This window comes from Streptomyces sp. NPDC087215 (assembly GCF_044744885.1).
In the GTDB taxonomy this organism is placed as follows: domain Bacteria; phylum Actinomycetota; class Actinomycetes; order Streptomycetales; family Streptomycetaceae; genus Streptomyces.
Genome location: NZ_JBIUZD010000016.1, coordinates 93,965 through 115,350, shown reverse-complemented (window position 1 = coordinate 115,350; position 21,386 = coordinate 93,965). Strand labels below are relative to the sequence as shown.

General features: G+C 72.6%; 17 protein-coding genes. 12 read left to right on the top strand and 5 right to left on the bottom strand.

What is annotated here, in order from left to right:
- Nucleotides 1–10: 10 nt before the first annotated feature.
- Complete coding sequence (locus tag ACIO92_RS29570; RefSeq protein WP_366444065.1) at nt 11–445, bottom strand: cell division protein SepF; 435 nt, start codon at nt 443–445, stop codon at nt 11–13.
- Between the two features lie 322 nt (nt 446–767).
- On the opposite strand from ACIO92_RS29570, the gene ACIO92_RS29565 reads away from it, so the two are divergent.
- Complete coding sequence (locus tag ACIO92_RS29565) at nt 768–2,081, top strand: DUF5685 family protein (RefSeq protein ID WP_402283435.1); 1,314 nt, start codon at nt 768–770, stop codon at nt 2,079–2,081.
- Nucleotides 2,082–2,261: 180 nt separating this feature from the next.
- Here the strand turns inward: ACIO92_RS29565 and ACIO92_RS29560 are convergent, their stop codons facing one another.
- Complete coding sequence (locus tag ACIO92_RS29560; RefSeq protein WP_366444067.1) at nt 2,262–3,239, bottom strand: ABC transporter substrate-binding protein; 978 nt, start codon at nt 3,237–3,239, stop codon at nt 2,262–2,264.
- A complete protein-coding gene (locus tag ACIO92_RS29555; RefSeq protein ID WP_366444068.1) occupies nt 3,236–3,733 on the bottom strand; it encodes a GNAT family N-acetyltransferase in 498 nt (165 codons plus the stop codon). Before ACIO92_RS29555 ends, ACIO92_RS29560 begins: the two co-directional genes overlap by 4 nt.
- 496 nt (nt 3,734–4,229) lie before the next feature.
- On the opposite strand from ACIO92_RS29555, the gene ACIO92_RS29550 reads away from it, so the two are divergent.
- The 10 genes from ACIO92_RS29550 (at nt 4,230) to adhE (ending at nt 17,819) form a co-directional block, all read left to right on the top strand.
- A complete protein-coding gene (locus ACIO92_RS29550) occupies nt 4,230–5,096 on the top strand; it encodes an amino acid ABC transporter permease (RefSeq protein WP_366444069.1) in 867 nt (288 codons plus the stop codon).
- Nucleotides 5,093–6,898 (top strand): FAD/NAD(P)-binding protein, encoded by a 1,806-nt coding sequence (locus ACIO92_RS29545; RefSeq protein WP_402283432.1) that lies wholly within the window; start codon nt 5,093–5,095, stop codon nt 6,896–6,898. The genes ACIO92_RS29550 and ACIO92_RS29545 overlap by 4 nt, the downstream gene beginning before the upstream one ends.
- Nucleotides 6,899–6,937: 39 nt before the next feature.
- Nucleotides 6,938–7,840: an amino acid ABC transporter permease gene (locus tag ACIO92_RS29540; protein WP_366444071.1), complete on the top strand. Its 903-nt coding sequence runs from the start codon at nt 6,938–6,940 to the stop codon at nt 7,838–7,840.
- Complete coding sequence (locus ACIO92_RS29535; protein WP_401240944.1) at nt 7,837–8,688, top strand: amino acid ABC transporter ATP-binding protein; 852 nt, start codon at nt 7,837–7,839, stop codon at nt 8,686–8,688. Before ACIO92_RS29540 ends, ACIO92_RS29535 begins: the two co-directional genes overlap by 4 nt.
- Nucleotides 8,689–8,758: 70 nt before the next feature.
- The gene (locus ACIO92_RS29530; RefSeq protein ID WP_366444073.1) at nt 8,759–9,733 is read left to right on the top strand and encodes an ABC transporter substrate-binding protein; all 975 of its coding nucleotides are present in this window, start codon (nt 8,759–8,761) and stop codon (nt 9,731–9,733) included.
- Nucleotides 9,734–10,709: 976 nt separating this feature from the next.
- Complete coding sequence (locus ACIO92_RS29525) at nt 10,710–11,786, top strand: LLM class flavin-dependent oxidoreductase (RefSeq protein ID WP_402059527.1); 1,077 nt, start codon at nt 10,710–10,712, stop codon at nt 11,784–11,786.
- 23 nt (nt 11,787–11,809) lie between these two features.
- The gene (locus ACIO92_RS29520; protein ID WP_402283471.1) at nt 11,810–13,090 is read left to right on the top strand and encodes an NtaA/DmoA family FMN-dependent monooxygenase; all 1,281 of its coding nucleotides are present in this window, start codon (nt 11,810–11,812) and stop codon (nt 13,088–13,090) included.
- 5 nt (nt 13,091–13,095) lie between these two features.
- The gene (locus ACIO92_RS29515; protein ID WP_402283429.1) at nt 13,096–13,920 is read left to right on the top strand and encodes a DUF1684 domain-containing protein; all 825 of its coding nucleotides are present in this window, start codon (nt 13,096–13,098) and stop codon (nt 13,918–13,920) included.
- Between the two features lie 247 nt (nt 13,921–14,167).
- On the top strand, nt 14,168–15,070 hold the full coding sequence (locus ACIO92_RS29510; RefSeq protein ID WP_366444076.1) for a S1 family peptidase: 903 nt from the start codon (nt 14,168–14,170) through the stop codon (nt 15,068–15,070).
- Nucleotides 15,071–15,224: 154 nt separating this feature from the next.
- Nucleotides 15,225–17,819 carry a bifunctional acetaldehyde-CoA/alcohol dehydrogenase gene (gene adhE / locus ACIO92_RS29505; protein ID WP_366444077.1) on the top strand — a complete coding sequence of 865 codons (2,595 nt, stop codon included), beginning with the start codon at nt 15,225–15,227 and terminating at the stop codon, nt 17,817–17,819.
- 124 nt (nt 17,820–17,943) lie between these two features.
- Here adhE and ACIO92_RS29500 read toward each other — a convergent pair whose 3' ends face one another.
- A complete protein-coding gene (locus ACIO92_RS29500) occupies nt 17,944–18,990 on the bottom strand; it encodes a DUF3533 domain-containing protein (protein WP_366444078.1) in 1,047 nt (348 codons plus the stop codon).
- Between the two features lie 355 nt (nt 18,991–19,345).
- On the opposite strand from ACIO92_RS29500, the gene ACIO92_RS29495 reads away from it, so the two are divergent.
- Nucleotides 19,346–20,224, top strand: a complete 879-nt coding sequence (locus tag ACIO92_RS29495) for an alpha/beta fold hydrolase (RefSeq protein WP_366444079.1) — start codon at nt 19,346–19,348, stop codon at nt 20,222–20,224.
- Nucleotides 20,225–20,253: 29 nt separating this feature from the next.
- Here the strand turns inward: ACIO92_RS29495 and ACIO92_RS29490 are convergent, their stop codons facing one another.
- Nucleotides 20,254–21,249: a lytic polysaccharide monooxygenase gene (locus tag ACIO92_RS29490; protein WP_402283426.1), complete on the bottom strand. Its 996-nt coding sequence runs from the start codon at nt 21,247–21,249 to the stop codon at nt 20,254–20,256.
- Between the last annotated feature and the right edge of the window lie 137 nt (nt 21,250–21,386).

Sequence of the window (21,386 nt, the reverse complement as noted above, 5' to 3'; positions counted from 1 at the left end):
GCGGACCCGTTCAGCTCTGGTTGAAGAAGCCGTCCTCGCGGCGGCGGCCGGATTCGCCGGTGATGATCCGGGTGTCGGCCGGGGTCAGCAGGAAGACCCGCGTCGCCACCCGCTCGATGGAACCGCGCAGGCCGAAGGCGAGACCGGCGGCGAAGTCGACCACGCGCTTGGCGTCGTTCCCCTCCATCGCGGTCAGGTTCACGATCACCGGGACACCGTCCCGGAAGAGCTCGCCGATGCCCCGGGCGTCCCGGAAGCCGTCCGGGGAGACGGTGGCGATCCGGCGGCCCCGGTCCTCGGCGGTGTCCGTGGCCACCCGGACCCGCGGGTCCGTCACCCAGGCCTCGCCGCTCTCGGCACCGTCGGCGTACTCGTCGTCGTAGTAACGCTCGTCGTTGTCCTCGACGAGTCCCAGCCAGGCACTCGCCTTGCGCACCGATCCCATGGACGCCTCCTTTCAGCGCGGTCACTTGTGGTTCCGCAATCCCTATCGTCGTCCATGATGCGGATCGCGCGCCAAGTGGATAGTCGGCGCGCAGGGGATTCGTGACGGTACTGGTGCAGAACGTGAGCGACATTTGCTGGCGAATCGTCAGAAAACATACGGTATGCGACCCCTGAGGGAGGGCCATGCAGATGAAAATATGAAAGTCGGTCCGGAAGGGTGACGGTGGGCGCGTACGGGTGAACGGCCCGCTCGCTACGATGCCGCGTGGCCGCTCACCGGCCACTCGGAATCGGCCAGACCAAGACTCACGGGGGAGTCCTTGTTCGGAATCGTCAGACCCTGCCCGCACCGCCTCACCGACGGCCTCAGGACCGAGTGGATGGCCCACCTCTGCGGTCTCTGCCTCGCCCTGCGCGCGGATCACGGGCAGTTCGCGCGGATCGTCACCAACTACGACGGGCTCATCGTCTCGGTCCTGACGGAGGCTCAGACCGGTACGACGGACGCCGGACGCCGCACCGCAGGACCCTGTCCGCTGCGCGGGATGCGCACCGCGCCCGTCGCCCGCGGCGAGGGCGCCCGGCTCGCCGCCGCCGTCTCCCTCGTCCTCGCCTCGGCGAAGGTGCGGGACCACGTCGCCGACCGCGACGGCCTGTTGGCCCGCCGCCCGGTCGCCGCCGCCGCGCGCCGGGTCGCCCGCTCCTGGGACCGGGCGGGCGCGCGGACCGGCCGGACCCTCGGCTTCGACACCGCCGTCCTCGTGGACGCCGTCGACCGCCAGACCGGCATCGAGACCCTCGCCGGACCCGGCACCCCTCTCCTCGCCGTCACCGAACCCACCGAGACCGCCACCGCCGCCGCCTTCGCGCACACCGCCGTCCTCGCCGGACGGCCGGGGAACGCCGGACCGCTCGCCGAGGCGGGACGGCTCTTCGGCCGCCTCGCCCACCTCCTGGACGCCGTCGAGGACCAGAGCGCCGACGCGGCGCGCGGCGCCTGGAACCCGCTCACCGCGACCGGCACCTCCCGCGCGGAGGCCCGCAGGCTCGCCGACGACGCCCTGCGCGGCGTCCGGCTCGCCCTGAGGGACGCCGAGTTCACCGACGGCAAGCTGGTCCACGTCCTGCTCGCCCATGAACTGCGCACCTCCGTCGACCGCGCCTTCGGCACCACGAGCGGCTCCCACACCGCCCGGGGAGCGGGCCGGGAGCACGGGCACGCCCAGGGGCCCGGCCACGCCCACGGACCGGTCGCGGGGGACCCGTACGCCTTCCCGGGGGCGGGCGGCCCCGTCCCGGGCAACCCGTACGCACCCCAGGGCCCCGGCGGGCCCTGGGCGCCCGGTCCCGGCGGTCCCGGTGGCCCCGGCGGGCCGCTGCCGCCCGGACCGCCGGACCGGCGCGGGCTCATAGCCGGGTGCGCCCTCTGGATCGGCATGGCCTGCACCTGCCAGATGTGCTGCGGGGCCTTCGAGGACCCCTGGAGCGGACAGCGGCGCGAGGGGCTCTGCCGTCAGTGCGACCCCAGCGGCTGCTGCGATTGCTGTGACTGCTGCAGCAACTGCTCCTCGTGCTGCGAGGGCGACGGCTGCTGCGGTGACTGCGGCGGCTGCGACTGCGGCTGCAGCTGCTGACGGGCGCGGGCGGGACGTCCGGGACCGGGCGGGTCCCGGACGGGTGAGTCCCGGGCAGGTGAAGTCCGGACCGGGCGGGCGCGGGGTCATGCGGGTCCCGGACCGGGTGGGTCCAGGGCCTGGTGGGTCCCGGACCGGGTGGGGTCCAGGGCCGGGCCGCCCCCCGGCCGGGTGCTCCGGCTACTTCGTCGGCGCCGGGATCTCCGGCGGGGAGATCCGCGAGGTCTCGATGCCCGACCCCGTCACCCCCCACTTCCTCAGGATCCGGTCGTACGTCCCGTCCGCCTTCAGGCCGTTGACCGCGGCCTGGAAGGCGGGCGCGAGCGGGGTGCCCTTCTTGAAGGCGAAACCGACGTCGAGCCGCCGGTACTCGTTGAGGAACTTCACGTTCCGCTGCTGTGTCACCGCGTACCGCACGCCGTTGATCGTGTTCATCACCACATCGCTGCGGCCCTGCTGGAGCGACATCCAGATCGCCCCCGTCTCGCTGTAGACGTTCACCTCGTACGCCGGTTTCCCGGCCCGCGCGCACCGGCCCTTGTTCTGCTCCAGGGTCCGTTCGAAGGTGGTGCCCGCGTTCACGGCCACCTTCAGACCGCACAGCTGCGTCAGGTCGGTGACCGCCTTCAGAGGACTGTCCGCCCGGCTCGCGAAGCCCTGGCCGTCGTTGATGTACGTCACGAAGTCGATGGCCTTGCGCCGCTCCTCCGTCACACCGAAGTTCCCGGTCCCCACGTCGTACTTGCCGCTGCCCAGCGCGGGCAGGATCGCCTCGAAGCCGACCACCTCGCGCTTCACCTCAAGGCCGAGCGCCTTCCCCACGGCCGCCGCGAAGTCGGCGTCCACCCCGACCACGGTCCTCCCGTCGGGCAGGTACGTCGAGCTGGGCGGAGTCGCCACCGAGGAGGCCAGCGTGAAGCTGCCCCGCCCGCGCACATCGGCGGGGAGCAGCCTCGCCGCCGCCTCGTTCCGCCGGACCCCCGCCACCACGTCCTCGGTCGGGAGCGCGCCCTTCCCCGCGGCCGGAGCGCCCGCGGCCCCGGCGGGGGCCGTCGCGGGCTCACCGCCGGCGCAGGCCGTGAGACCGAGCGCGGCCGCGGTGATCAGACCGAACGCGAGGGCGGTGCGGGTGGTGCCGGAACTCGTACGCGTACTCATGGCTTCGGGTTCTCCAGGAATTTCTCGAACGGCAGCGGGCCGATCGATTCGGGATCCGCGGACACGTCGAAGAGCGGGCGGTAGCCGCTCGCCAGATAGAGGCCCTTGGCCTCCGGCTGACGTGGTCCGGTCGTCAGATAGAGACGGGAGTAGCCGCGGTCGGCGGCGTCCCGTTCGAGCGCGGTCAGGACCCGGCGGGCGAGACCGCGCCTGCGGTGCGCCGAGTGGGTCCAGATCCGCTTCAGCTCGGCGGTCCGGTCGTCGTAACGGCGGTACGCACCGCCCGCCACGGGTCCGCCCCGCTCCAGGAGGAGCAGGAAGGCGCCGTGCGGAGGGGCGAACTCCGCCGCCGGATAACGGCTCAGATCGTGCGCGGAGCCGTACCGGGACAGGTACTCGTGCGCCAGTTCGTCGAGGAGCGGGCGCGCCAAGGGGTCGTCGGCCGTGGTCCTGCGCACGGACAGCGCGGACTCACGGTGGGGTGTGAGAGGCATGGGTCTCTTTCAGCTGAAGAGAGCCGGAAAAGGTGGGGCGAGGGGAGTCGGAGCTCAGTGCCGCGCAGGTGAAGGAGCCGCGAGAGGCGTCACGAAGGACGTCGCGGAGAAGGAGGAACAGCAGGGCAGGGCAGCGGGACGGCTCAACAGGAAGAGGACCACACGCGACCGAAGTCGATGTGGGAGCGCGTGACGAGCTGCTGCGAGTGCATGGGCCCAGTGGAACAGGCATCCGTTTCCCCGTCAACCGGCGCGAGACGAACAGCTCATATTCCGGACGGACTTGACAAGCCTCCGCTCGACGGCCGTAGCCTCACAGGGCGGACATCGGGCTGAGGGGCCCGGCTCCGCGCTCATCGCTCGCCGTGCGTGTGAAGGCGCACTCCCGGACCGGCGCCGTCGTGCGTCGCCATCCGGATTCCGGACGAACGCCACCGTGCGTTCCCGTTCGCACTCCCGTGTTCGATCCGCCCCCTGGCATCCACGGAGCCTTCGCATGTCGACACCCCTCGCCACGCTCACCACCCCCGCCGGGACGGCCGGGGAACCGCCCCCCGACGAACCGGCCCCGCGGATCGTCCCCGCCCGCCGCGCCGGGCAGTGGACCGCCGCCGGAGCCGTCCTCGTCCTCCTCGCCCTCGGACTCGTCTCCGTCGTCAACAACAGGGCCTTCCAGTGGGACGTCGTCGCCGACTACTTCACCTCGGCCTCCGTCCTGCGCGGACTCGGCCTCACCCTGTGGCTGACCGCCCTCGTGATGGCCCTCGGCTTCGCCCTCGGCACCCTGCTCGCCGTCCTCAGGCTCTCCGCCAACCCCGTGCTCCGCGCGGTCAGCTGGGGCTACGTCTGGTTCTTCCGGTCCACCCCGATCCTGGTCCAGCTCCTCTTCTGGTTCAACATCGGGGCGCTCTACCCGCAGATCCTCGGCGTCAGCACGGTCAACCTGCTCGGTCCGGTCTCCGTCGCCGTCATCGGCCTCACCCTGCACGAGGCCGCCTACGCCGCCGAGGTCGTGCGCGGCGGCATCCTCTCCGTCGACCGGGGCCAGGTGGAGGCCGCCCAGTCCCTCGGCCTCGGCCGGTGGCGCAGGCTCCGCCGGATCGTGCTCCCGCAGGCCATGCCCGCCATCGTCCCGCCCGCCGGGAACATGCTGATCGGCACCCTCAAGGGCACCTCGATCGTCTCCGTCATCGCCGTACAGGACCTGCTGTACTCCACCCAGCTGATCTACCACCGCACGTACGAGGTCGTCCCGCTGCTCCTCGTCGCCACCCTCTGGTACGTCGCCGTCACCTCCGTCCTCGGCATCGGCCAGCACTACGTCGAGAAGCGCTACGCCCGCGGTACGGCGGGTGCCCGATGAGCCCCCGCGCCTCGATCGTGATCGTGGGCGCCGGGCCGCGCGGCACCGGCTTCCTCGAACGGCTCGCCGCCAACCTGCCCGAGCTGTACGGCGACACCCCCCTCGACGTGCACCTCGTCGACCCGCACCCGCCGGGCCCCGGCCGCATCTGGCGCACCGCGCAGTCCCCGCTGCTCTGGATGAACTCCCAGGCCGAGGACGTCACGATGTTCACCGACGAGACCGTCGCCATGGAAGGACCCGTCGGCCCCGGACCCACCCTGGCCGAATGGGCCGGTCTCGACGGCCGGCACTTCGCCAGCCGCCCCCAGCAGGGCGCCTATCTGCGCTGGGTGTACGAGCGGGCCCGCGCCGCCCTGCCCGCCTCCGTCACCGTCCACGAGCACCGCACCACCGCGCTGCGCGTCGGCGGCCCCCGCGACGGCCGCCAGCGGGTCTGGCTCGACGGCCACGCCGCCCCCCTCCTCGCCGACCTCGTCGTCCTCACCGTCGGCCACCTCGACGCCCGGCCCGACGCCGAACAGCGCGCCCTGACCGACTTCGCCGCCCGGCACCGGCTCCTCCACCTGCCGCCGGACTTCACCGCCGACACCGACCTCGCCGCCCTGCCCGCGGGCGAACCCGTCCTCGTCCGGGGCTTCGGCCTCGCCTTCGTCGACCTGATGGTGCTGCTCACCGAGGGCCGCGGCGGACGCTACGAGGGCGAGGGCGAGGCGCTCGTCTACGTGCCCTCCGGCAAGGAACCCGTCCTGCACGTCGGCTCCCGGCGCGGAGTCCCGTACCACTCCAAGATCGGCTACCGCCTCGACGGCGAACGGCCCCCGCTGCCCCGCTTCTTCGGGCCCGAACAGACCGACGCCCTCCTCCGGCGCGGCGGCCCCGTCGACTTCCGGCGCGATGTGTGGCCGCTCATCGCCAAGGAACTCGGCTGGGCCCACTACCACCGGCTCTTCTCCACCCACCCCGAGCGGACCGCGCTCGCCTGGAGCGACTTCGAACGGGCCTACGCCGAAGCCCCGCCGCGCGGCGCGGAGGTCACCGCGCTCGTCGCCGCCGCCGTCCCCGACCCCGCCGACCGACTGGACCCGGACGCCCTCGACCACCCCCTCGCCGGTCTGCGCTACGACTCCGACGAAGCCCTCCAGGACGGTCTGCGCGCCTACATCGCCCAGGACGTCACCCGCCGCCACGACCCCGCCCACAGCGCCGACGCCGCCGTCTTCGCCGGGCTCCTCTCCGTCTACGGACAGCTCCTGCGGCTCGGCAAGCAGCTGGACCCCGGCCCCTGGTGGCACGGCTTCTTCAGCTACCTCGCCTCCGGCCCGCCCGGCCCCCGGCTCCACCAGCTCCTCGCGCTCTCCCGCGCCGGACTCGTCCGCTTCCTCGGCCCCGGCGTCACCGTCGAGGCCGACGAGGAACGCGGCCTCTTCCGCGCCACGTCCCGCGCCCTGCCGGGCGAGTGGACCGAAGCCCGCGCCCTCGTCGAGGCCCGGATACCCGACCCCACCCTCGAACACACCGGCAGCCCGCTGCTCCGGGGCCTGTACGAGGAGGGGGTACGTGTCACCGGAGCGGGCCTCCTCGTCGTCGACCCCGTCGACGGCCGCCTCCTGGAACGCGACGGCCGCCCCCACCCGCGCCGCTTCGCCCTCGGCCCGCACACCACCGCCCGCACCGGCAGCGCCTTCAGCCGCCCCCGTACCGGAGGGGTCGCCTTCGGGCAGAACGACGTCACCGCACGGGCCGCCCTGACCCTCCTGCGCGACCGGGAACGCCGGCTCCCCGTCCCGCTGAGCGCCTGATCCCGCGCCGCCCGCACCCCATCCCTCCGAGGAACCGCCATGTCTCTCACCAGCGATCCGCCCGCCACCGACCTCCGTGCGGAGGACCCGTCGGCACCCTCCGGGCCCTCCGCACCCGGGGAACTCGTCGTCGTGCCCGTCCGCCACCCCTGGCGCTGGGTGGCCGTGACCGTCACCGCCGTCCTGCTCGTCCAGTTCGTCCACGGACTGGTCACCAACCCCGGCTGGGAGTGGAACGTCTTCGCCGCGTTCTTCACCACCGAGACCATCCTGCGGGCCGTCTGGGTCACCCTCCAGCTCACCTTCTACGGCACCGCCCTCGGCTTCGCCCTCGGCATGGTGCTCGCCTTCATGCGCCTGTCGGCCAGCCCGTTCCTGCGGACCGTCGCCTTCGGCTACATCTGGGCCTTCCGCTCGATCCCGCTCATCGTCCAGCTGCTCTTCTGGTTCAACCTGGCGTACCTCTACAAGGAGCTGAGCATCGGCATCCCCTTCGGGCCGAGCTTCCTCTCCTTCGACACCATGGGCCTGGTCGGCGAGATGAGCGCCGCCGTCCTCGGACTCGCCCTGCACCAGGCGGCGTACGCGGCGGAGATCGTCCGCGGCGGAGTCCTCGCCGTCGAGGAGGGCCAGCTCCAGGCGGCCGCCTCGCTCGGCATCCCCAGGTTCCGGCAGTTGCGCCGGATCGTGCTCCCGCAGGCCATGCGCTCGATCCTGCCCAACGCCGCCAACGAGATCATCTCGCTCTTCAAGGGCACCTCGATCGTCTCCGTCATGGCGATCGGCGAACTCTTCTACCAGGTCCAGGTCGTCTACGGCCGCAACGGCCGGGTCGTCCCGCTGCTGATGGTCGCCACCGCCTGGTACGTCCTGCTCACCACCGCGCTCTCCGTCGTCCAGCACTACGTCGAACGCCACTACGCGAAGGGGAGCACCCGATGAGCTCCGTCACCGCCGACGCCACCACAGCCGACGCCACCACCGGGGGACCGGCGACCGGGACCGCCCCCGGCACCACGGTTCCCGGCACCACCGCCAAGGTCGAGATCCGCTCCGTCCACAAGCGCTTCGGCGCCCTCCACGTCCTGCGGGGCATCGACCTCGACGTCCGCGCGGGCGAGGTCACCGTCGTCCTCGGCCCCTCCGGCTCCGGCAAGTCCACCCTGCTGCGGACCATCAACCACCTGGAGAAGGTCGACAGCGGCACCGTCAGCGTCGACGGCACCCTCGTCGGCTACCGCCGCTCCGGGAACAAGCTGTACGAGCTGCGGGAACGGGACATCCTCAAGCAGCGCACCCGCATCGGCTTCGTCTTCCAGAACTTCCACCTCTTCCCGCACCTCACCGTCCTGGAGAACATCGTCGAGGCGCCCGTCTCGGCCCTCGGGCGCCCCCGCAAGGACGCCGAGGCGGCGGCCCTCGCCCTGCTCGAACGCGTCGGGCTCGCCGACAAGGCGCGGGCGTACCCCAAGCAGCTCTCCGGCGGACAGCAGCAGCGGGTCGCCATCGCCCGCGCCCTCGCCCTCGAACCCGGACTGCTCCTCTTCGACGAGCCGACCTCCGCGCTCGACCCCGAACTGGTCGGTGAGGTGCTCGACGTCATCAAGGACCTCGCCGCCTCCGGCACCACCATGATCGTCGTCACCCATGAGATCGGCTTCGCCCGCGAGGTCGCCGACACGGTGGTCTTCATGGACGAGGGCCGGATCGTCGAGCAGGGCCCGCCCGCCGAGGTCCTCGAAAGCCCGCGCCACGAGCGCACCCGCGCCTTCCTCTCCAAGGTCCTCTGACCTCCTCTTCTCCACCCCCTTGTCCCTCCCGCTCTCCGCGTTTCCCTTTTCCCAGTACAGGAGCACTGCCGTGAAGACCCGTCGCACCGTTCTCACCGCCCTCGCCTCGCTCACCGCCCTCGGGGTCCTCACCGCCTGCGGCTCGGGAGACGCCGCCATCGAGACCGTCAAGCCCGAGGGCCACAAGGGCGGGGGCATCAACCTGGGCCCGGACCAGAAGCGCGTCCACACCGCCAAGGTGGACGCCCTCGCCGCCAAGCTCCCGGAGTCCGTCCGCAAGAGAGGCACCCTGATCCTCGGCGTCTCCGCCAAGAGCAACCCGCCGCTCGCCTTCCGCGCCACCGACGACACGACGCTGATCGGCGTCGAGCTCGACCTCGCCACCCTGATCGCCGACGCCCTCGGTCTGAAGCCCGAGTTCAACGCGGTGTCGTGGGAGAACCTCTTCGTCGGCCTCGACAGCGGGAAGTACGACGGCGTCCTGTCCAACGTCACCGTCACCGAGGAGCGCAAGGACAAGTACGACTTCGCCACCTACCGCCTCGACGACCTCGCCTTCGAGGCGAAGAAGGGGTCCGGCTGGAAGGTGAAGGGACCTGAGGACGTCTCCGGCAAGCGGATCGCGGTCGGCACCGGCACCAACCAGGAGAAGATCCTCGTCGACTGGTCGCAGCAGAACGAGAAGGCCGGCCGCAAGGGCGTCGACATCAAGTACTACGACAACACCACCGACTACTACCTCGCCCTCCAGTCCGGCCGCATCGACGGCTACCTCGGCCCCAACCCCACCGTGGCCTACCACGTGGCCACCGCCGGACAGACCGAGGCCGTCGGCAAGTTCTCCGGCGCGGGCGCCGGACTCCAGGGCAAGATCGCGGCGACCACGAAGAAGGACAGCGGACTCGTCGCCGCCTACGCCGCCGCGATCGACCACCTCATCGAGAACGGCACCTACGCCCAGGTCCTCAAGCGCTGGGGCCTGGACAGCGAGGCCGTGGCGAAGTCGGAGATCAACCCCCCGGGCCTGCCCCGCACCAAGAACTGACCCGCGCGCGGGGCCCGGGGGAGCGGTGGACACCGGGCGGGGCGGGGCCCGGCGCTGACCGGGGCTCCGCGCCGGTCGGGCTCCGCGCCGCCGGTGCCGGGGGCCGGTGGGGCCGGGCCGGGCCGGGCTCAGGGACCGGGGAATGACGGGCGCGGGTCAGTCCGGGGCCGGGCTCAAGGCCCCGGGCACGTCCCGCCCAGGAGCGGGGAGGCGGGGGGCCTCCCGCCCCTGGGCGCCCGCCCGGCGCCAGGCCGTCCGAGCCCGGGGCCCTGGATCCGGGGCCTTGGACCTCGGGGCATGAGCCCGAGTCCTGAGGGTCCCGGGTCGGGGCCCGAGCCCAGGCCCGGGTCCCAGCCCCCCAGCCCAGGCTTTGGTCCCGGGCCGGATCTTGCACCTGACCTTGGTTCCGGTTCCGGTTCCGGTTCTGGTTCTGGTCCCGGGACCGGCTCTGGTCCCGGCCCGGCCCTGAGTCAGGTTCCGACTCCGGGGCCGGACCCCGAGCCCGATGTGGACTCCGCTCCTGGTCCGGAGCTAGGCCCCGGCCCCGGGCCCCCGACCTCCGGCCCCGGGCCCCCGACCTCCGGCCCCGGGGTCCCGGACCCGCCCGGGACTCCGGAACCACCCCGGGCCCCGACCCTCCGGGACTCCGGAACACCTGGGACCACCGGGGCTCGGGGACCGGGACCACCGGGACCACCCCGGGCCCCGATCCCTGGGCCCCGATCCCCGGGCCCCGATCCCCGGGACCACCAGGACTCAGGGACCACCCGGTCCCTGGGCCCCCGGACCACCAGGACTCCGGACCACCAGGACTCCGGACCACCAGGACTCCAGACCACCAGGCCCCCGGGATCACCCGAACCACTTCGGGTCCCGGGCCCCCGGCCCCGAGGCCCTCCCCGGGCCCACACCCACCCCCCCGGGGGCCGCTCCCCCGTCCCGACCGCCAGGCCCGCCCCGTACCGAGAGAGACCGCATGACCACAGCACCTCCTTCCGCTTCCCGGCCCGGTCCAGGGCCCCGTGTCCGGCCGTTGCATCTCGCCGCCGAACTCACCCCGGCCGCCGGGACCTCCGCCGCCGGTACCGCCGCCGGTGCGGCGACGGCCGCCGCCCGGACCGTCGCGCTCGCCCGGCTCGCCGAGGCCGCCGCGCTCGACTTCCTCACCCATGACGACTCCTTCACCCGGCCCGGCCTCGACGCGCTCGCCGTCCTCGCCCGGGTCGCCCCGGAAACCCGTTCCATCGGCCTGGTGCCGACCGTGACCACCACCCACACCGAGCCCTTCCACGTCCAGGCGGCCGTCGCCACCCTCGACTGGGTGAGCCGGGGCCGGGCGGGCTGGCGGATCGCGGTCTCCCCGACCGGGACCGAGGCCCGGCTCTTCGGGCGCCGTCCCGCCCCGCCCGCCGCCGAACTGTGGCAGGAGGCCGGTGAGGTCGCCGAGGTCTCCCGGAAGCTCTGGGACAGCTGGGAGGACGACGCCGAGATACGGGACGTGGCGACCGGCCGGTTCGTCGACCGCCGCAAGCTGCACCACGTGGACTTCCAGGGCTCGGCCTTCTCCGTCAAGGGCCCCTCGATCGTCCCCCGGCCCCCGCAGGGCAACCCGGTGACCGTCGTCGACGCCACCCTCCCCGCCGCCCGGGACACCGCCGCCCAGCACGCCGACGTGGCCCTGGTCAGGGCCACGTCCGCCGAGGAGGCGGCGGCCCTGCGCACCGAACTGCGGCAGGGCGCCCGCGCCCACGGCCGCGACCCGGACCGGCTGCGCGTCCTGCTCTCGGCCACCGTCGGCCCCGACACCCACGAGGGCGGGCCCGGCGCGCTCGCCGAACTGATCGCGGGCTGGCACGGCGGCGGCGCGATCGACGGCTTCCACCTCGTGCCGGAGGTCCCCGAACGGGACCTCGCGCGGTTCACCGGCGAGACGGTGACCCGGCTCAGGGCCCGGGGCCTCTTCCGTACCGCCCACGAGGGCGCCACCCTCCGCGACCACCTGGGGCTGCCCCGCCCGGTCAGCCAGTACACGACGACGGGAGCGACCCCGTGAGCACCACGAACGGCCGCAGGCAGATCCACCTCGCCGCGCACTTCCCCGGCGTCAACTCCACCACTGTCTGGGCCGATCCGCGCTCCGGCTCGCAGATCGACTTCTCCTCCTTCGTCCACCTGGCCAGGACCGCCGAGCGCGGGCTCTTCGACTTCTTCTTCCTGGCCGAGGGGCTGCGGCTGCGCGAGCACAACGGACGCGTCCACGACCTCGACGTCGTCGGCCGCCCCGAGTCGCTCACCGTGCTGACCGCGCTCGCCGCCGTCACCGAACGCCTCGGTCTGGCAGGCACGGTCAACGCCACCTTCAACGAACCCTTCGAGCTGGCCCGCAGGTTCGCCTCGCTCGACCACCTCAGCGCGGGCCGGGCCGCCTGGAACGTCGTCACCTCCTCGGACGCCTTCACCGGGGAGAACTTCCGGCGCGGCGGCTTCCTGGACCGGGCCGACCGGTACACCAGGGCCGCCGAGTTCCTCGCCACCGCCCGTGAGCTGTGGAACTCCTGGTCCCCGGACGGGACCCCGCGCGCCTTCGCGCACGACGGCCCGCAGTTCGGGATCGAGGGGGAGTTCACCGTCCCGCGCTCCCCGCAGGGCCACCCGGTCGTCATCCAGGCGGGGGACTCCGCCGAGGGACGGGAGTTCGCCGCGTCCGCCGCCGACGTGGTCTTCACCCGGCACTCCACCCTGGAGGCGGGCCGGGAGTTCTACGCCGACGTCAAGGGACGGCTCGCCCGGTACGGGAGGGAGCCCGGCGATCTGAAGATCATGCCGGGTGTGACGTACGTCCTCGGCGACACCGACGCCGAGGCGCAGGAGCACGCCGCCGAGATCCGGCTCCGCCAGGTCTCCCCGCAGAACGCCCTCCTCGCCCTGGAACAGATCTGGGGCCGCGACCTCTCCGCCCTCGACCCGGACGGGCCGCTCCCCGACATCGACCCCGACCCCGACTCCGGGCTCGTCCAGGGCCGGGTGCGGGTCGCCGACCCGGTGGCGGTGGCCCGGAAGTGGCGGGCGCTCTCCGAGGCCAAGGGCCTGTCGATCCGGCAGACCGTCATCGAGGCGTCCGGCAGGCAGTCCTTCGTCGGCAGCCCGGAGACGGTCGCCGCGGCCCTCACGGAGTTCGTCGCGTCGGAAGCCGCCGACGGCTTCATCCTCGTCCCCCACCTCACCCCCGGCGGCCTCGACGGCTTCGTCGACCGGGTCGTCCCGCTGCTCCAGGAGCGCGGGGTCTTCCGTACGGAGTACTCCGGCACCACGCTGCGGTCGCACCTCGGGCTTCCCGAGCCCGTATGGAAAGGTTGAGCACCATGAGCACGGATCGACAGCGGGACCCGGCGCCGGAGACACCGCCGGACGCGGCGGAGCGGTGGCGGCACTGGCACGAGCAGCGGGAGGCCGCGGTCTCCTCCTCGTACGGTCCGCTCTCCCTCACCGGCACCCACTGGCTCTCGGACTTCCCGGAGGGGCGAATTCCAGACGTTCCGGGGGAGTGGCGGGAGGACGGCGGCGAGGTGCTCCTCAGCGCCCGCGCCGAGGACGGGATCACCGTCGACGACAAGCCCCTCAGCGGCACGGTCCGGCTGACCGCCGACCACGGCCCGGTGCACGCCTCGCGGGTCGCCACGGGCGGCAGGCGGCTCGTGGTGCTGCGCCGCGAGGGGCTGTGGGCGGTACGCGACTTCGACCCCGGCTCCGAGGCCCGGAGCGCCTTCCGGGGCATCGAGGCCACCCCGTACGACGAGAGCTGGGTGGTGCCCGGTGTCTACCGCCCGTACGGGGCGGAGCGCAGCGTCCGGGTGGAGAACGCCGACGGACGCGAGCGCGGTCTCGGGCTCGCCGGGGAACTGGTCTTCGAGCTGCACGGCGGTGAGCACACCCTTCAGGTGGCCGTCGAGGAGGACGGCTCGCTGTGGGCGGTCTTCGCGGACGCCACCAGCGGACGGGACAGCTACCGCTTCCGGTTCCTGCGCCCGGCGGCCCCGGCGGCGGACGGCTCGGTGACGGTGGACCTCAACCGCGCGCTGCTGCCGCCGTGCGCCTTCGCGGACCACTTCATCTGCCCGTTCCCGCCGCCCGGGAACACGCTCGACACCGCCGTGGCGGCGGGGGAGCGGCGACAGCTCACCGGCTGACCGCGAGCCGACCGAGGGCCGAACGCGAGCCGACCGGGGGCCGACCGGGGGGATCTCCTCCCGGTCGGCTTTTCTTCTCCCCAACACCGTTGTGAACGGCGGTAGTTGAGAAGTCCACGGCTGGAATGCGCCCTTGCGACGTGAAGTCGTGCGCGTCGACACTCCCCCACAGCGCAGGCCCCCGGCCGCGCCTCACGGGCCCGACCCCCCACGGCGGGCCCCCGATTCCCCTCTGGAGGAACGAAAAGTGAGGACCACGCGCACCACCCCCACGAGAACGATCCGGCTGCTCGCCGTCACGGCGGGTCTCGCCGCCGTCGCGGCACTCGCCGTCCCCACCGCGAGCGCGGGCACCGCGGACACCGGCCCCCGTACCTTCGGCGCCGCCGCGCTCGCCGCTACCGGTGACGCCGTCCGCGCCGCCGACGTGGCGGGCACCGCCTGGTACGTCGACACCGCCACCGACCGGCTGGTGGTCACCGCCGACTCCACCGTCACCCCGGCGGAGATAGCGAGGATCAAGGGCCGCGCCGGGGCGAACGCGGACGCCCTCCGCGTCGAACGGACCCCCGGGAAGCTCAGCAAGCTGATCTCCGGCGGCGACGCGACCTACGCCGACAGCTGGCGCTGCTCGCTGGGCTTCAACGTCCGCGACGGCGCCGGGAACTACTTCTTCCTGACCGCCGGGCACTGCACCGACGGCGCCGGGAGCTGGTACGCCGACTCCTCCCGCGCCACCGTGCTCGGGACCACCGCCGGATCGAGCTTCCCCGGTGACGACTACGGTCTGGTGCGCTACACCAACGCGTCGATCGTCAAGTCCGGATCGGTCGGCAGCGTGGACATCACCAGTGCCGTCAACGCCACGGTCGGCCTCTCCGTCACCCGGCGGGGCTCCACCACCGGCATCCACAGCGGCTCGGTGACCGGTCTCAACGCCACCGTGAACTACGGCGGCGGCGACATCGTCTCCGGTCTGATCCGTACGAACGTCTGCGCCGAGCCCGGCGACTCCGGCGGCCCGCTCTACTCGGGCAGCCGGGCCGTCGGCCTCACCTCGGGCGGCAGCGGCAACTGCTCCACGGGCGGCACGACGTACTTCCAGCCCGTGACGGAGGCGCTGAGCGCCTACGGGGTCAGCGTCTTCTGAGCGAAGGGGTGAACGGGGGCCGGAAATCCTTGTGAATCCATTCACAAAGGGACTTCCGGCCCCTCCCCAGGGGTCCTTTTCCGCCCCTTTTCGCAGGTCAACGGGTGTCGAATGGAGACATCAGCGAAAAGGGACCGAAGAAGGAGTACCTGCCATGGAGGCCAAGGAGATGGTGGACGGACTGGTACGGGACGCCCTCGGGGCGCTCGACCGGTTCGAGACCTTCGACCAGGAGCAGGTCGACCACATCGTCAAGAAGGCCTCGCTCGCCGCGCTGAGCGCGCACGGCGACCTGGCGAAGCTCGCCGTCGAGGAGACCGGCCGGGGCCTGTTCGAGGACAAGGCCGTCAAGAACCTGTTCGCCTGCGAGCACGTCACCCACTCGATGGCCGGCCTGAAGACCGCCGGAGTCATCCGCCGCGACGAACTGAACGGCATCACCGAGATCGCCGAGCCCGTCGGCGTCGTCTGCGCGATGACCCCGGTCACCAACCCCACCTCGACCACCATCTTCAAGGCGCTCATCGCCCTCAAGACCCGCAACCCGATCGTCTTCGCCTTCCACCCCTCCGCCCAGCACTGCTCGGCCGAGGCCGCCCGGATCGTCCGTGACGCCGCCGTCGCGGCGGGCGCCCCCGAGGGCTGTGTGCAGTGGATCGAGGAGCCCTCCATGGAGGCCACCGGCCTCCTCATGAACCACGAGGGCGTCTCCACCATCCTCGCCACCGGCGGAAACGCGATGGTCAGGGCCGCCTACTCGTGCGGCAAGCCCGCCCTCGGCGTCGGCGCGGGCAACGTCCCCGCCTATGTCACCCGCAGCGCCAAGCTCCAGCGCGCGATCCACGACATCGTGCTCTCCAAGGCCTTCGACAACGGCATGATCTGCGCCTCCGAGCAGGCCGTCGTCCTCGACCGGGAGGTGTACGAGGAGGGCATCGCCGAATTCGAACGGCTCGGCGCGCACGTCGTCAGCGCCGCCGAGAAGACCAAGCTGGAGGAGTACGTCTTCGGCACCACCGCCCACGCCACCAACTGCGGCGGCGCGAAGCTCAACGCGGCCGTCGTCGGCAAGTCCCCCCGGTGGATCGCCGAGCAGGCGGGCTTCGAGGTCCCCGAGGGCACCTCCATCCTCCTCGCCGAGTGCGCCGAGGTCGGCGAGGCCGAACCGCTCACCCGCGAGAAGCTCTCCCCGATCCTGGCCGCCCTCAAGGCCGACTCCACCGAGCACGGCCTCGAACTCTCCGCCCGCATGGTCGAGTTCCACGGCCTCGGCCACAGCGCCGCCATCCACACCGAGGACGAGGCACTGGCCGAGGAGTTCGGCAAGCGGGTCAAGGCGATCCGCGTGATCGTCAACGCGCCCTCCACCTTCGGCGGCATCGGCGACGTCTACAACTCCTTCCTCCCCTCGCTCACGCTCGGCTGCGGCTCGTACGGACACAACTCCGTGTCGAACAACGTGACCGCGGTCAACCTGATCAACGTCAAGCGGATCGGACGGCGCAACAACAACATGCAGTGGTACAAGGTGCCGCCGAAGATCTACTTCGAGCGCAACGCGATCCGCTACCTCGGCGAGATGGAGGACATCCACCGGGTCACCATCGTCACCGACCGGACGATGAGCGCCATCGGCTTCGTCCAGAAGATCACCGACATCCTCAACGGACGCGAGGAGCCGGTCACCATCCAGGTCATCGACTCCGTCGAGCCCAACCCGGAGCTCGCCACCGTGCAGGCCGGAGCCGCCGCCATGCGCGCGTTCGGCCCGGACACCGTCATCGCCCTCGGCGGCGGCTCCCCGATGGACGCGGCGAAGATCATGTGGCTGATGTACGAGCGGCCCGAGGTCGAGTTCGCGGACACCAAGGAGAAGTTCTTCGACATCCGCAAGCGCGCCTACCGCTTCCCGAAGCTCGGCGAGAAGGCCAAGCTGGTCGCGATCCCGACCACCTCGGGCACCGGCAGCGAGGTCACCCCCTTCGCGGTCATCTCCGACCCGGCGGCGGCGCAGAAGTACCCGCTCGCGGACTACGCGCTCACCCCCGACGTCGCCATCGTCGACCCGGTGCTGCCGATGAACCTCCCGCCCACGGTCACCGCCGACTCCGGCTTCGACGCCCTGACCCACGCCACCGAGGCGTACGTCTCCGCCTACGCGAACGACTTCACCGACGGCCAGTGCCTCCAGGCCATCAAGCTGATCTTCCAGAACCTGGAGACCTGCGTGACGGAGGGCGCCAAGGCGCCCGAGGCCCGCGAGAAGATGCACAACGCCTCCACCATCGCGGGCATGGCCTTCGCCAACGCCTTCCTCGGCCTGGTCCACGCCATGGCCCACACCCTCGGCAACACCTTCCACGTCGCCCACGGCCGCACCAACGCGCTGCTGCTCCCGCACGTGATCCGCCACAACGGCACCGTCACCCACAAGGCCGTGCCGTGGCCGAAGGCCGAGGTCTACCGGGCGCCCGAGCGCTTCCAGGAGATCGCCCGGATGCTGGGCCTCCCGGCCGAGACGCCGGAGGAGGGCGTGGAGTCCTACGCCCGCGCGGTGGAGGACCTCCGGACCCGCTGCGGCATCCCCGCCTCCTTCCAGGAGGAGGGCGTCGACGAGGCGGCCTTCCTGGAGGCCCTGCCCCAGCAGGCGGTCAACGCCTACGCCGACCAGTGCGCGCCCGCCAACCCGCGGATGCCGATGATCGACGACATGAAGGAACTGATGACCCGGGCGTACTACGGCAAGTAGCACCCCATGGCGAAGGGCCCCCGGCGCTGACGAGCGCCGGGGGCCCTTCGCGGTGTGCGGACCCGCTTCCCGTACGGGGATCGGGGCCGGGCCCGTACGGGAGCGGGACCGGGCCCCGCCGGGATCAGGGCCGGGCCCCGCCCGGGGCGGCCACCTCGTCCGCGATGGCCTCCGGCTCCGGCGGCGGCTTCACCGAGGTCACCACCAGCGTCACCACCGTGCCGACCACCGCCCAGGCCGAGAGCACCAGCATCGACGCGGTCATGTCGTTGCCCTTGAAGTACGCGATCGAGCGCGCCGCCCAGGTGCCCGCGCCGGGTGGCAGGGCGGGCCCGATCGCGCTCCAGAACGGCGGCAGCATCGGCAGCGGGAAGGCGCCGCCCGCGCTGGGATTGCCCGCGACCACCACGATCAGGATCGCCAGACCGATGCCGACGATCCCGAAGACCGACTGCAGGGCGAGCGTGGCCGCGCCGACGGAGAAGACCACCAGGGCCCCCAGGCCCCACAGGGCGGCGACGCTGCCCGGCAGGGCGCCCAGGACCGGACCGACGATGAGCGCGCCGCCGAGCCCGCCGAGGACCGAGTAGAGCGCGAGCACCCCGAGCCGGATGACCGCCCGCTCCCGGTTCGCGGGCCGGGAACCCGCGCTGATCGCCAGGATCGCGGCACAGATGTAGCCGCCGACGCACCAGCCGACGACCAGGTAGAAGGACGAGAGCCCGTTGAAGTCCTCCCGGGAGGCGGGTGCCACGTCCACCGTCCGCACCGAGCGGTCCCGGAGCTCCTCCACCCGGGTGACGATCCTGTCCAGGGCCGTGGACAGCGCCGTACCGCCGCCCGAGGCGACGAGCAGGGTGTCGGTGCGGCCGACCGGGTCGAAGAGCAGTGCGCCGTCGATCTCCCGGTTCAGGATCTGGTCCCGCGCGGTGGCCTCGTCGGCGACCGGACGGGCGTCCAGCGGCCCGCCGGGCAGCGCGTCCAACTGCGTCACGAGCCGCCCGGAGACCGCCTGCGGCGCGACCACGCCGAAAGGCACGTCCCTCGGTTTCGGATGGTGCAGCGCCCCGACGTAAGAGGTGATGAACAGCAACTGGAGGGCGAAGACGCCGATCACCAGGAGGGCGGCTCGGGGAGTGACGGCGCTTCTCAGCTCATCGACGAGACTCATGCCCCCCAGGCTCCGCCCCGATGCCCCCGCCCGCAGTCGGGAAGGGCCCGAACGGGTGAGTCGCGCGGGGCGGCGGCGAGGGGAGCGGGGAGAGGAACGGGGAGGGGAGCGGGTGTCCCCCGGGGGGCGGGTCCGCACCCGGCGGGGCTCCCGTACGCCCGCCCCCGGGGTGAGCCCAACGGGCCTTGTCCTGATCGTTCATGACGACACGTCATTTTTTACCGACGCGTAACTTCCGGTCGAGACTACCGGTGCGTAGCTTGGCGGGAGCGCGGCCCCACCGCGCATCCCCACTTGTGGTCCGGACCGCAGGGCGTACCCCCACCATCCCCTTGAGCCGCGAGGAGAACGCCCGATGCTGTCCCGTACTCCCTGGAAGCAGGCCGTCAGAGCGCTGTCCGTCCTGCTCCTGGCCGCCGCCGCCACGCTCGCGCCGACCGCCGCCGCCTCCGCCCAGCCCGCTGCCGCGACGACCGGCCGGGGCTGGAACGACTTCTCCTGCAAGCCGTCCGCCGCCCATCCGCGCCCGGTCGTCCTCGTCCACGGCACCTTCGGCAACTCCGTCGACAACTGGCTGGGCCTCGCGCCCTACCTGGTCGACCGGGGCTACTGCGTCTTCTCGCTCGACTACGGCCAGCTGCCGGGCGTGCCCCTCTTCAACGGACTCGGGCCCATCGCCGCGTCCGCGGGGCAGCTCAAGACGTACGTCGACCGGGTCCTCGCCGCCACCGGCGCCCCCGAGGCCGACCTCGTCGGACACTCCCAGGGCGGGATGATGCCCCGCTGGTACCTCAAGTTCCTCGGCGGGGCCGAGAAGGTGAACGCGCTCGTCGGCATCGCGCCCGACAACCACGGCACCACCCTGCTCGGCCTCACCGGACTGCTCCCGTACTTCCCCGGCGCGAAGGACCTGATCAGCTCCGCCACGCCTGGCCTCGCCGACCAGATCGCGGGCTCGCCGTTCCTCACCCGGCTCAACGAGGGCGGGGACACCGTGCCCGGCGTCCGCTACCACGTCATCGCCACCCGGTACGACGAGGTCGTCACGCCCTACCGCTCACAGTTCCTGAGCGGCCCGAACGTCACCAACGTCCTCATCCAGGACAAGTGCGCGCTCGACCTCTCCGAGCACGTGGCCATCGGCACGGTGGACCGGGTCGCCTTCCACGAGGTGGCCAACGCCCTCGACCCGGCCCGCGCCACACCGACGACCTGCCTGTCCGTGGTCGGCTAGGGCGACCGGCCGCGACCGGCCGCTACCCGCTACGAACGGCGGCGGCGGGCGGCGGCGAAGAGCAGGGCCGCCCCGCTCGCCAGGACGGCGGCGCCACCCACCGCCAGGTACGCGGTGGTGGCGTCGCCGCCCGTCTCGGCGAGCACCTCGCCGGAGCCCGTGCCCGAACCGGCCGCGGGCGCGGGGGCGTTGGGCGCGGACGTGGCCGGACCGCCGTCCTCCCCGCCCGCCGGAACGGTCCGCTGCGGGGCGGTCGCGCCCGCGCCCGTCGCCGCGTCGTCGTCGCCGTGCCCGCCGTGCTCGACCGTGGACTGGCCCTGGCCGTCCTCGATCTGCTCCTCGGTGGGCGCGGAGGCGGTCGGCGCCGGGGCCGTACCGCCGCTGTCCTTCCCGAACACGACGTCCGAGCAGGTGTAGAACGCCTCGGGGGAGTCCGAGCGCTGCCAGACCGAGTAGATCAGGTGCCGTCCGGACTTCTTCGGCACCGTCCCCCGGAAGACGTAGTCACCGCTCTCCATCCGGGGGTCCGTCACCTTCGCGAACGGCTTCGCCTCCAGGTCCGACCACTTCAGCGGCTTCGCCGGGTCGTACCCGTCCTTCGTCACGTACAGCGCGAACGAACCCCGGTGCGGCGCCGTGCCCTTGTAGCGGAAGGTGTGCGCCCCCGAGGTCAGCGGGCTGGCGGGCCAGTCGGCCCGCGCCAGGTCGAGCCCCCGGTACTTGTCGTTCCCGGCGCTGCACAGCTTGCCGTCCGGGATCAGCTCCCGGTGCTTCCCGGCGGCGTTCGCGATGTTCACCCCGTTCCAGTCGTAAAGCGCCTGGGGCCCGCCGGCCGCCACCGCCGCCTTGCACGCCGCCGACTTCGGGGACTCGGGCCCCTCCGCGTAGCAGGCCGACACCCGGCTCACCGGATCGGTCATCGACCCGTGCGCGAACGCGGGCCCGGACGAGAGCCCGGACGAGAGCCCGGCCAGGGCGAACACCGCGACCGTGGTGGCGGCGGCGGAGGTACGGCGAGAGGTCATGGGGGGACAGCTCCTTCAGGGGGACGACATGGGGGGTTGACCAGCAAGCTAGCCCCGCGACCACGCGAAGGAGCCCCGGGAACGGGGCGCAAGGAGATCCTTAGGGTCGCTTTAAGGCGCAGGTAAGACCGGACTGA

What these genes read in the sequence shown, in the direction of transcription:
- ACIO92_RS29525 (WP_402059527.1), top strand. Translation starts at nt 10,710, where the DNA reads ATGACCACAGCACCTCCTTCCGCTTCCCGGCCCGGTCCAGGGCCCCGT.
- ACIO92_RS29500 (WP_366444078.1), bottom strand. Translation starts at nt 18,990, where the DNA reads ATGAGTCTCGTCGATGAGCTGAGAAGCGCCGTCACTCCCCGAGCCGCC.
- ACIO92_RS29490 (WP_402283426.1), bottom strand. Translation starts at nt 21,249, where the DNA reads ATGACCTCTCGCCGTACCTCCGCCGCCGCCACCACGGTCGCGGTGTTC.
- ACIO92_RS29515 (WP_402283429.1), top strand. Translation starts at nt 13,096, where the DNA reads ATGAGCACGGATCGACAGCGGGACCCGGCGCCGGAGACACCGCCGGAC.
- ACIO92_RS29545 (WP_402283432.1), top strand. Translation starts at nt 5,093, where the DNA reads ATGAGCCCCCGCGCCTCGATCGTGATCGTGGGCGCCGGGCCGCGCGGC.
- adhE (WP_366444077.1), top strand. Translation starts at nt 15,225, where the DNA reads ATGGAGGCCAAGGAGATGGTGGACGGACTGGTACGGGACGCCCTCGGG.
- ACIO92_RS29570 (WP_366444065.1), bottom strand. Translation starts at nt 445, where the DNA reads ATGGGATCGGTGCGCAAGGCGAGTGCCTGGCTGGGACTCGTCGAGGAC.
- ACIO92_RS29560 (WP_366444067.1), bottom strand. Translation starts at nt 3,239, where the DNA reads ATGAGTACGCGTACGAGTTCCGGCACCACCCGCACCGCCCTCGCGTTC.
- ACIO92_RS29495 (WP_366444079.1), top strand. Translation starts at nt 19,346, where the DNA reads ATGCTGTCCCGTACTCCCTGGAAGCAGGCCGTCAGAGCGCTGTCCGTC.
- ACIO92_RS29555 (WP_366444068.1), bottom strand. Translation starts at nt 3,733, where the DNA reads ATGCCTCTCACACCCCACCGTGAGTCCGCGCTGTCCGTGCGCAGGACC.
- ACIO92_RS29540 (WP_366444071.1), top strand. Translation starts at nt 6,938, where the DNA reads ATGTCTCTCACCAGCGATCCGCCCGCCACCGACCTCCGTGCGGAGGAC.
- ACIO92_RS29535 (WP_401240944.1), top strand. Translation starts at nt 7,837, where the DNA reads ATGAGCTCCGTCACCGCCGACGCCACCACAGCCGACGCCACCACCGGG.
- ACIO92_RS29550 (WP_366444069.1), top strand. Translation starts at nt 4,230, where the DNA reads ATGTCGACACCCCTCGCCACGCTCACCACCCCCGCCGGGACGGCCGGG.